Origin of the sequence: Streptomyces sp. NPDC051963 (assembly GCF_044593495.1) — a bacterium.
Classification (GTDB): Bacteria; Actinomycetota; Actinomycetes; order Streptomycetales; family Streptomycetaceae; genus Streptomyces.
Window position 1 is genome coordinate 1 of the sequence record NZ_JBIUCC010000002.1, and the last position, 7,634, is coordinate 7,634.

A 7,634-nucleotide genomic window follows, 5' to 3' on the forward strand; every position below is an offset into this window, starting at 1 on the left:
ATCACGGCCGTGCACCGCGACAAGGTCGCCTCATACGTCACCGGCGCCGCCGCCGAGGGCTGCGAGGTCGTCCTGGACGGCACCGGCCACACCGTCGAGGGCTTCGAGGACGGCCACTGGATCGGCATCTCGCTCCTGGACAAGGTGCCCACCTCGGCGAAGGCCTACCAGGACGAGATCTTCGGCCCGGTCCTGTGCGTGCTGCGCGTCGAGACCTACGACGAGGGCGTGGCGCTGATCAACGCCTCGCCGTACGGCAACGGCACCGCGATCTTCACCCGGGACGGCGGCGCGGCCCGCCGTTTCCAGCTGGAGATCGAGGCCGGCATGGTCGGCGTGAACGTCCCGATCCCGGTCCCCGTCGGCTACCACAGCTTCGGCGGCTGGAAGGACTCCCTCTTCGGCGACCACCACATCTACGGCAACGACGGCACGCACTTCTACACCCGCGGCAAGGTCACCACCACCCGCTGGCCCGACCCCGCCGACGCCCCCTCCGGCGTCGACCTCGGCTTCCCCCGCAACCACTGAGGCCGCACGTGCCCCGTCGCCTTGAAGGGAGGCGGGGCACCACCGGACGAAGGCGGCCGGAGCTGAGCGCGGTGCGCGCAGAGCAGAGTGAGCGTCACCGCGCCACCGAAGTGATCAAGTCCCGTAGGCGCTCGACGTACAGCCGCATGTTCTTGTACGCGATGTCGGTGTCCGGGTAACGGCTCGCGAACCACAGGCCCTCGTGGAGCCGGTTGAGCCACACGCACACCTGGTCGCCGTACGACACCCGCACCAGTCCGTACGCCGCCAGCTCGGACCAGTCCTCGGAGCGGGGCAGGCCCCGGGCGTCGACGAACGAGACGATCGAGTACAGGTCGGGCGAGGTCGGGCGGAAGTCCGAGCCGAGCAGGCGCAGCACCCGGGCGATGGGCATGCGGGCCATGGACCGGTTGGCGTGCATCTCGGCGCGTACGGCCTTCAGGGCGCCGGGGAAGTCGAGTCCCGGCTCCAGGGGAACCTCGATCGGGGCGCCGCCCACGAACCAGCCCACGGTGTCCGACCACTGGGACTTCACCCGGGTGTGGAACGGCACCACCGTGCGGTAGACGGGCTGTCCGCCGATCTCCCGGAGGATGAGGCTGGTGGCGGCGAGGACGCCGACCAGGCTTCCGCCGTAGGGCCGGCAGTACGCCTCGAAGGCGGCGGCGGCGTCCGCGTCCACGAGCATCTCGTTCATGAGCTTCTGGGTGGGCAGCCCGGCGTCGGGGTCCAGGCCGAGGTCGACGGGGAAGTTCGGCAGCCGGCCCTCGCAGCGGCCGATGAACTCCCGCCAGCGGGCGACGATCTCGTGGGTTCCGTCGATCCGGTCCGCGTCCGCCCGCTCGATCTCGCAGAAGTCGACATAACTGCTGACCGGTTCCTGCCGGACCGTACGGCCCTCGACGCACGCCGCGTAGAGCTCGTGGATCTCGGCGGGGATGCGCTGGATCGAGTAGGAGTCGACGTTGCTGTGGTCGAAGGCCATGTACACGCTGGTGGAGTCGTCCCGTACGACCGCCGCGTAGAGGAAGTTCGGCCAGCGCAGCGCGTCCGCCGTGGCGTCGAAGCGGTCCTGGAGGCACTGGACCAGTTCGGGCACGTCGGGGAAGTCGCCGACGACCTCGCGGTGCAGGGACACGGCCCCCGGGTCGAGGGTGAAGCGCCGCAGTTCGTCGCCGGCCGGCCGGAAGCCGCTGCGCAGCGTCTCGTGCCGGAGGGTCCAGCCGCGCAGCGCGTCCTGGAGCGCGTCGAGGTCGACCCGGCCCGGGATGTCGAAGGCCGAGCCGAGCCACGTCGGCACGAACAGGCCGTCTTCGCGCACGATTCGAGCCGTCCTGATGTGCGACTCCTGGATGTACGCCGGTGGCCGGGAGTCCTCCGGCAGGCCCGCCGCCGTCTCGACGGTCGCCGGACTGAGCGTCCACTCGACGAGTCGTCCGGGCCGGACCTCGCAGCGCTGGATGTCAGTGATGCGCACAGGGCGTCTCCGTTCGCGAAGGGGGCAGACCTTCAAGGATCTGCCGGGACGGCAGGTGAAAGCCCCAGTTTCGTGATCTTTCAATTGATCGAGTGGCCCTTCGAACAGCGGTGCTCGTACCGCGATCGCGGTATGGAGGAGGCCTCGCGTACGCCCCTGGGAGGTGAGGGGGTTCAGCCCAGAAGCTGTCGGGGGCCGACAGGTTGGCGCCGTACTGTTGAAGCATGGATCTTCGATTGCCCGGATGGCGGGGGCTGGGTCGGCCGCGGCGGCTTCTGACCGCCGCGGCCGCCGTTGTCGTCCTCGCCGCTGCCGGTACGTGGACGGCTGTCGCCTCGGACGACGCGCCCGCGGTGCACCGCGCCGACCGGGTGATGGCCGTGGGCGACGGGGTGCGCATCGACACCTCGTACTTCACCTCCGGCTCGGACGGCCGCCGCCCCGCCGTCCTGCTGGCGCACGGCTTCGGCGGCAGCAAGGACGACGTACGCGCGCAGGCCGAGGACCTGGCCGCCGACGGATACGCGGTGCTGACCTGGTCGGCCCGCGGCTTCGGCAGGTCGACCGGCAAGGTCGGCCTGAACGACCCGAAGGCCGAGGTCGCCGACGTTTCGAAACTCATCGACTGGCTGGCGAAGCAGCCCCAGGTCCAGCTCGACAAGACCGGCGACCCGCGCGTGGGCATGTCGGGCGCCTCCTACGGCGGCGCGATCTCCCTTCTCGCCGCCGGGTACGACGACCGGGTGGACGCCATCGCCCCGGCGATCACCTACTGGAACCTCGCGGACGCCCTGTTCCCGAACGGCGTCTTCAAGAAGCTGTGGGCGGGCGTCTTCTTCAACACGGCGGGCGGCTGCGACAAGTTCGAGGCCCAGCTCTGCGAGATGTACGACCGGGTCGCCGAGTCAGGCACCCCGGACGCCGAGGCGCGACAACTCCTTGAGGAGCGCTCGCCGTCAGCCGTCGGTGACCGCATCAAGGTGCCCACGCTGCTGATGCAGGGCCAGACCGACTCCCTCTTCCCGCTGGGCCAGGCCGACGCCGCCGCCAAGGCGATCCGCGCCAACGGCGCCCCCGTCGACGTGGACTGGATCGCGGGCGGCCATGACGGCGGCGACATGGAGGAGAGCCGGCTCCACGCGCGCGTGGACTCCTGGTTCGACCGCTACCTCAAGGACGACAAGAGCGCCGACACCGGCCCCGCCTTCCGGATCACCCGCACCGGCGGCGTCGACTCCACCGACGGCGAGGCCATGCTGCGCGGCGCGAGCGGCGACACCTACCCGGGCCTGGAGAGCGGCCAGAGGTCCATCGCCCTGACCGGGCGCGAGCAGACCTTCGACAACCCGGCCGGCGCCAACCCGCCCGCCATCTCCGCCCTGCCCGGCCTCGGCGGTGGCGGCCTCGCCCAGCTCTCCTCCCTCGGCGTGGGCATCTCGCTGGACTTCCCCGGCCAGTACGCAAGCTTCGAGTCGGCCCCCGTCGGCGACGACCTCCGCATCACCGGATCCCCGACGGTCACCGTGCACGTCAAGTCGACCGGCGACGACGCCGTCCTCTTCGGCAAGGTGTACGACGTCGGCCCCGACGGCACCCAACAGGTACTCCCGTCCCAGCTGGTGACGCCCCTCAGAATCGAGGACGCGAAAACCGGCAAGGACGTCAAGATCACACTGCCCGCCATCGACCACAACGTCGACAAGGGCCACAGCCTGCGCCTGGTCCTCTCCTCCACGGACCTCGGCTACGCCTCACCGGCGGCCCCGGCGAAGTACACCGTCTCCCTCAAGAGCGACCTGTCGGTGCCGACGGCGTCCGGCGTGACCACCGCGGCCGCCGCGCTGCCGTCCTGGGTGTGGTGGCTGCCGCTCGCGGGCGCAGTCATCGCCCTGGCCCTGCTGCTGACGGCCCGCCGCCGCACCGCGACCGTGCCCGCCGACCCCGAGCTCACCGAAGTACCGCTCCAGATCACGGACTTGAGCAAGCGGTACTCGAAGTCGTCCGACCGATACGCGGTCAGGGACCTGTCCTTCCGAGTCGAGAAGGGCCAGGTACTCGGCCTCCTCGGCCCCAACGGAGCGGGCAAGACCACGACCCTGCGCATGCTGATGGGCCTGATCACCCCGGACGGCGGCGAGATCCGAGTCTTCGGCCACGCCGTCCGGCCGGGCTCCCCGGTGCTCTCCCGGGTCGGCGCCTTCGTCGAGGGCGCGGGCTTCCTGCCGCATCTGTCCGGCCGGGAGAACCTGGAGCTGTACTGGGCCGCGACCGGCCGTCCCGCCGAGGACGCGCACATCGAGGAGGCCCTGGAGATCGCGGGCCTCGGCGACGCCCTCGCCCGCGCGGTGCGCACCTACTCGCAGGGCATGCGCCAGCGCCTGGCCATCGCCCAGGCCATGCTCGGCCTCCCCGACCTCCTGATCCTCGACGAACCGACCAACGGCCTGGACCCGCCCCAGATCCGCGAGATGCGCGAGGTGATGATCCGGTACGCGGCCGCCGGCCGCACGGTGATCGTCTCCAGCCACCTGCTGGCCGAGGTGGAGCAGTCCTGCACCCACCTCGTCGTGATGGACCGGGGCAGACTCGTACAGGCGGGCCCGGTGGGGGAGATCGTCGGCTCGGGCGACACGCTGCTCGTCGGCACGGGAACACCCCTGGAGGGACCCGTAGTGGACAAGATCGCGGCACTGCCGGGCGTCGCCTCGGCCGTGTCCACCGACGACGGCCTCCTGATCCGGCTAGACGCCGACGGCACACCCAACCACCTGATCGCCGAACTCGTCCGCCTCGATGTGCCGGTCCATTCGGTCGGCCCGCACCGCCGCCTCGAAGACGCCTTCCTCACCCTGATCGGAGGCTCCGCATGAGCACGCTCACCGAGGACACGGGCCGCCCCGAGCTCGCCGAAACGGCGTCCGGCTACCGCGCGGGCCGCACCCTGCCGCTGCGCGTCGAACTGCTCCGCCAGCTCAAACGGCGCCGCACGCTGGTCATGTTCGCGATCCTCGCCGCCCTGCCGTTCGTGCTCGTCGTCGCCTTCGCGATCGGCGGCGAGCCGGACGGCGGCGGCGACAGGATCACGCTGCTGGACACGGCCACCGGATCCGCCGCCAACTTCGCCGCGGTGAACCTGTTCGTGTCGGCAGGCTTCCTCCTGGTCGTCCCGGTCGCCCTGTTCTGCGGAGACACGGTGGCCTCGGAGGCCGGCTGGTCCTCCCTGCGCTATCTGCTCGCCGCTCCCGTGCCCCGCGCCCGCCTCCTCTGGTCGAAGCTGGTCGTGGGCCTCGGCCTCAGCCTGGCCGCGATGATCCTGCTGCCGCTGGTAGCGCTGGCGGTGGGCATAGCGGCCTACGGCTGGGGCCCCCTGCAACTGCCGACCGGCGGAGCGGTGGACGCGGGCACGGCGGCACAGCGCCTCGTCGTCGTAGTGGCGTTCATCTTCGTCTCCCAACTGGTCACCGCGGGACTGGCGTTCTGGCTGTCCACCAAAACGGACGCCCCGCTCGGGGCAGTGGGGGGCGCGGTGGGCCTGACCATCGTCGGCAACGTCCTCGACCAGGTGACAGCCCTAGGCGACTGGCGCGACTTCCTACCAGCGCACTGGAACTACGCCTGGGCCGACGCCGTCCAGCCGAACCCCGAGTGGTCCAGCATGATCCAGGGCTCGGCGATTTCCGTAACGTACGCGCTCGTGCTGTTCGCGTTGGCCTTCCGCGGTTTCGCGCGCAAGGACATCGTGTCGTAGGTCAACGGAGGATCACCCACCGGTCTTGGGCCTGCCCGCCCTTCCCCGTGCCCTCTTCGAGACACATCCGCAACGCCCCGTAGCGCACGCTCCGCCCCCCTTCGCCGTCACAGTCACAGACAGCGACGTCAACCGACGATGGGGGCACGGATGTTGAAGCACGGCATACGACGGCTGCTCACGCTCACCGCGGCAAGCGCCCTGCTGCTCACGGCCTGCGGCGGAACCGACACGGGCAGCAGCAGCGACCGTGGGGCGACGGGCTTCCCGGCCCCCGCGCAACCCAACCCGGACCAGGGGACGGACGACCAGAAGGGCACAGACGAGTCACGTGAGTTCGCCCCCTCACCCGACTACCTCTCCACCTTCGCCCTGGACGTCGACACGGCCTCCTACGGCTACGCCCGCCGCACCCTGGCCGAGGGCCGGCTGCCCGACCCGTCGACGGTCCGCCCCGAGGAGTTCGTCAACAGCTTCCGCCAGGACTACGACCGCCCCGACGGCGACGGCTTCTCCGTCACCGTCGACGGAGCCCGCACCACCATGGATGACTGGTCCCTGGTCCGCGTAGGCCTGGCCACCAGGACCGCCGAGGAGGCCGACGAACGCAGGCCCGCCGCCCTCACCTTCGTCATCGACATCTCCGGCTCCATGGCCGAGCCCGGACGTCTGGACCTCGCCAAGGACTCCCTCGGCGTGATGACGGACCAACTGCGCGACGACGACTCGGTCGCGATCGTCACCTTCAGCGACGAGGCCGAAAAAGTCCTGCCCATGACCCGCCTGGACGGTAACCGCGACGAGGTCCACGACGCCATCGACGGCCTGGAACCCACCGAGTCGACCAACCTGGGCGCAGGCATCGAAACCGGCTACGAAACCGCCGAGGAAGGCCTGCGAGAAGGCGCCACCAACCGAGTCGTCCTCATCTCCGACGCCCTCGCCAACACAGGCGACACCGACGCGGACACCATCCTCGAACGCATATCGAGCGAACGCCGCGAGCACGGCATCACCCTCTTCGGCGTCGGCGTGGGCAGCGACTACGGCGACGCCCTGATGGAACAGCTCGCCGACAAGGGCGACGGCCACACGGTCTACGTCTCGGACCAGGAGGACGCCCGCAAGGTCTTCGTGCAGCAACTCCCGCAGCACGTCGACCTCACCGCCCGCGACGCCAAGGCCCAGGTCGCCTTCGACCCCGAGACGGTCGCCGAGCACCGACTGATTGGCTACGACAACCGCCAGGTCGCCGACGAGGACTTCCGCGACGACCGCGTGGACGGCGGCGAAGTAGGCCCCGGTCACACCGTCACCGCCCTCTACGCCGTCCGCACCAGGCCCGGCGCCGAAGGCCACCTGGCCACCGCAAGCGTCCGCTGGCTCGACCCCGACAACCGAGCCCCGCACGAGGAGTCCGGCCAACTGGAGGCCACCTCCCTCCACGACTCCCTGACCGAGTCCGCCCCCGGCCTCCAACTAGCAGCAACAGCCGCCTACTTCGCCGACGCCCTAATCGGCAAAGACAACCTCCCCGCCGCCCCGCCCCTCTCCGGACTGGCCGACTACGCCGCAGACCTGGCAGAACGAACAGAAAGCAAAGAAGCACAAGACCTGGCCGAAGCAATCGCCCAGGCCGCCGGCCTGCGCAACAACTGAGCGCGCACCCCCCGTCCGCCGCACCCGCGTACGGCGGCAAGGGGACGTGGCGGGGGTGTCCGCCCGCAGCGGTTGGCGCGTCAACAAGGGCACCTTTCCAAGAGACCGATTCCGCGCCGTTCCGAGGACGGACACCCCCGCCACGTCCCCCCCCCCCCCCCCCCCCCCCGCGCCCCCCCCCCCCCCCCCCAACCCCCCCACCCCCCCCCCCCCCAAGGC

Annotated in this window: 5 protein-coding genes; 4 read left to right on the plus strand and 1 reads right to left on the minus strand. The window is 70.8% G+C overall.

Annotated elements, in window-relative coordinates:
* Positions 1–531: aldehyde dehydrogenase family protein (locus ACIHFB_RS06535; protein WP_400125631.1), on the plus strand; the 531-nt coding region annotated here is incomplete at its 5' end.
* Between the two features lie 94 nt (positions 532–625).
* On the opposite strand, the gene ACIHFB_RS06540 is transcribed toward ACIHFB_RS06535, so the two are convergent.
* Positions 626–2,008, minus strand: coding sequence for a condensation domain-containing protein (locus tag ACIHFB_RS06540; RefSeq protein ID WP_365288671.1), 1,383 nt, complete (start codon positions 2,006–2,008; stop codon positions 626–628).
* 224 nt (positions 2,009–2,232) lie between these two features.
* On the opposite strand from ACIHFB_RS06540, the gene ACIHFB_RS06545 reads away from it, so the two are divergent.
* The 3 genes from ACIHFB_RS06545 to ACIHFB_RS06555 all read left to right on the plus strand — a co-directional run bounded on the left by ACIHFB_RS06545 (position 2,233) and on the right by ACIHFB_RS06555 (position 7,415).
* Positions 2,233–4,878 (plus strand): CocE/NonD family hydrolase, encoded by a 2,646-nt coding sequence (locus ACIHFB_RS06545; protein WP_400125633.1) that lies wholly within the window; start codon positions 2,233–2,235, stop codon positions 4,876–4,878.
* Positions 4,875–5,756, plus strand: a complete 882-nt coding sequence (locus ACIHFB_RS06550; protein ID WP_365288675.1) for an ABC transporter permease — start codon at positions 4,875–4,877, stop codon at positions 5,754–5,756. The genes ACIHFB_RS06545 and ACIHFB_RS06550 overlap by 4 nt, the downstream gene beginning before the upstream one ends.
* Positions 5,757–5,906: 150 nt before the next feature.
* Positions 5,907–7,415 carry a von Willebrand factor type A domain-containing protein gene (locus ACIHFB_RS06555; protein WP_400125635.1) on the plus strand — a complete coding sequence of 503 codons (1,509 nt, stop codon included), beginning with the start codon at positions 5,907–5,909 and terminating at the stop codon, positions 7,413–7,415.
* The last annotated feature ends 219 nt before the right edge of the window (positions 7,416–7,634 follow it).